At 38.1% G+C, this 2,901-nt stretch carries 2 protein-coding genes and 1 pseudogene; 1 reads left to right on the top strand and 2 read right to left on the bottom strand.

The window, feature by feature from the left end:
* Window positions 1–1,193, bottom strand: a 1,193-nt coding sequence (locus tag AC3AX0_RS02495; RefSeq protein WP_487548724.1) for a CCA tRNA nucleotidyltransferase, incomplete at its 3' end; no start/stop codon positions are given.
* Between the two features lie 156 nt (window positions 1,194–1,349).
* Here AC3AX0_RS02495 and AC3AX0_RS02490 point away from each other — a divergent pair.
* On the top strand, window positions 1,350–2,603 hold the full coding sequence (locus AC3AX0_RS02490; protein WP_487548723.1) for a stalk domain-containing protein: 1,254 nt from the start codon (window positions 1,350–1,352) through the stop codon (window positions 2,601–2,603).
* Window positions 2,604–2,725: 122 nt separating this feature from the next.
* On the opposite strand, the pseudogene AC3AX0_RS02485 reads toward AC3AX0_RS02490, so the two are convergent.
* A pseudogene (locus tag AC3AX0_RS02485) lies at window positions 2,726–2,901 on the bottom strand (hypothetical protein); the annotation flags it as partial.

Genomic DNA, 2,901 nt, shown 5'->3' with positions numbered 1-2,901 from the left:
TTAAGATCATATCCAGATACCTGAAGATCGCTAAGACTTAGTGGATCCTTCCTGCCAAGGATAGTCATGGTTTTTTCCTCCATGTTCTTAAGCTTTACAAGTCCCTTCCTGTTTGATTTACCTATTATATCTGCATAGTTCAGATTGAACATATCATCAAGATTTTCCTTTCCAACCTTGTTTATGTATCTCTTTACTCCCTTGTCCCCTATGTTCATTTCCTTCAAGGGATGATATCTTATGAGCTTCCACACCTTTTCGATTATTTCATTGGAATACTTTAGCCTTTTCAGTATCTTCCTGCTTAGCTCCGCTGACTCTATATGGTGTCCGTAGAAATGCCCCTCGTTGGTTTCATCCATGGTTAGGCAATATGGCTTTGTTATGTCATGAAAAAGAGCCGCCAGCCTTATGCTGGTCTTTGGCGCCGTATTGTCAAGGACTGCCATTGTATGATCAAATACATCCTTGTCGTGGTAGCTGCTGTGCTGCTGAAATCCAACGCAAGGTATCATTTCAGGAAAAAGCTGCTCTAGAATATTTGTATGGAGCATCTTGTAAAATCCAGTAGAGGGAACCTGGGACAGCAGTATCCTGTTAATTTCGTTCTGTATCCTTTCAGGACTTATATATTTGATTTTGCTCGAATTTATCCTCATGGAATCAACTGTGCTGTCCTCTATTTCAAAACCCAACTCCGACATGAACCTTATGGCTCTCAGCATACGCAAAGCGTCCTCCCTGAATCTCAGCTCAGGTTCTCCAATTGCTCTTATGACCTTTCTTTTTATGTCTGCAACACCATTAAGTGGATCCACTATATTTCCTTCCTTGTCCATGCACACTGCATTGATGGTGAAATCTCTTCTAGTCAGGTCCTCTTCAAGGTTTGTTGAAAAATGAACCACAGAAGGTCTTCGGCTGTCCACATATTCATAATCCTTTCTGTAGGTTGTTATCTCATAGAATGTGGACTCAACGATGACCGTTACGGTTCCATAGTCTATTCCCGTAGGTATGGTTCTTTCAAATAAATTCATTATGGTCGCAGGATGGGCGTTGGTGGTTATGTCATAATCCCTAACTGGAAGTCCAAGGAGTAGATTTCTCACAGCACCGCCTACAAGGTAAGCTTCATATCCGCTTTCATTTATTTTATTAAGAATATAGTAAACATCTTTATTTATATCCATAGTCATCCTCATTTATACTGATTTTCTGTTTATTTACTCTAATTATAGCACAAAATCAATGTATCTAAAAAAAATTGATATTCAAACATAAAGTTAGTGACTAAAAGCCTCCTATTTGGTTATAATACTAACATCAGGTTAAATTGGCGGTGAAAGATGAAAAAGAAAATTCTTGCATTTACTCTAATATTGCTGATCATCACAAGCACGTTTCTTTTTGCTTATTCCGAGACATATACTATCTCGACAACGTATGATCTTGAAAACACAATATTGAGCAGTCTCTACAATCGAAACACAAATATTTCAATTAACTATACAGGTAAACTCAGCGGCCTGGAAAATGTATTGAACGGTATAATCTACAAGGATGAGTACCTCAAATACACAATTGGAAACTGGAAGTGGAGCTACAAAGGCTACGAAGGAAATCTCGACATAAATATTGAAGCATCACACTTAATCAGCCGGACAGAGGAAGACATGTCCAATATTAAAATTGACGAAATACTAAACAGCATAATTTCCGACAACATGACGGTTCATGAAAAAATCAAGGCGGCACACGATTATGTAGTTCTAAATGTGGCTTATGACCAAACTCTTACCTACAGAACTCAATATGATGCTTTATTTAGAAACACCACTGTATGCCACGGATATGCTTTATTGTTCTATAGAATGATGGAGGAATTGAATATCCCTGTGAGACTTGTCATTGGAAGCGCCGGCAGCGCCCATATCTGGAACATGGTCCAGGTGGACAATGCATGGTACCATATCGATACAACTTTTGACGATCCGGTACCCGACAGGTTAAATCAGGTTTCCTACAAATACTACATGCTGACTGATGAAGAAATTTCTAAGGATCATGTTATAGAAGAAGAAAACATACCCAATACCTCAGAAACTTACGAATTGCTCTTAAACGAGCTGGTTGAAAATTCAGGCAACACGGTATACATCAATCTATTAAACTCTTTGGGCTACAACTACATCAACACGACACCAAATATTGAAGATGACAAGGATACAAATACTGCTTCTTCTGCAATAAACATTCTTGCAATAGACGACTATGTGAAGTATGACAGCTCCTATGGCTTCCCCTTTATTGATGAGAACAGCAGAACTCAGGTACCTTTCAGGATAACTCTTGAAAACCTCGGTGCAAATGTTTCATGGGACGAAGAAAACAGAACGGCAATTGCTGAACTGAACAATATCAAAGTAAAGATACCAATCGGCGAATCCTATATTTTGGTAAATGGGAAAAAAGTTCAAAACGACACAAATTCCCTAATAAAAGATGGAAGAACCTATCTTCCCATAAGAAAGGTAATGGAATCCTTCGGTTATACAGTTGGATGGGACGGCCTAACACAGACAGTTCTAATAAGCGAGTAAAACAAATTTGAATCGAAATAAACAAAAACCGGCCACTGGCCGGTTTTATTTTTTTTGATTCAATTCAATCAAGTGATAAATCTTAATGTTTAGATAAATGCATGTCCTTCTTCATCTTTTATATCCTCTTCATCAACAATCAGAGAAAGCCAGAATCGAAGTTTTGCAATGTCAACCGCAGATGAATCAATATCCACACCATAAAGACTGTTCTCAATAGCTTCTCTTTTGAATTTATAAACTGTCCTTTTTTTCTGTTCTTCTTCATCGAAGAATAATGTGAGTATAGACCGTGCCT

Source organism: Dethiosulfatibacter sp. (genome assembly GCF_983023055.1).
This window is presented reverse-complemented; position numbering and strand designations above follow the sequence as displayed.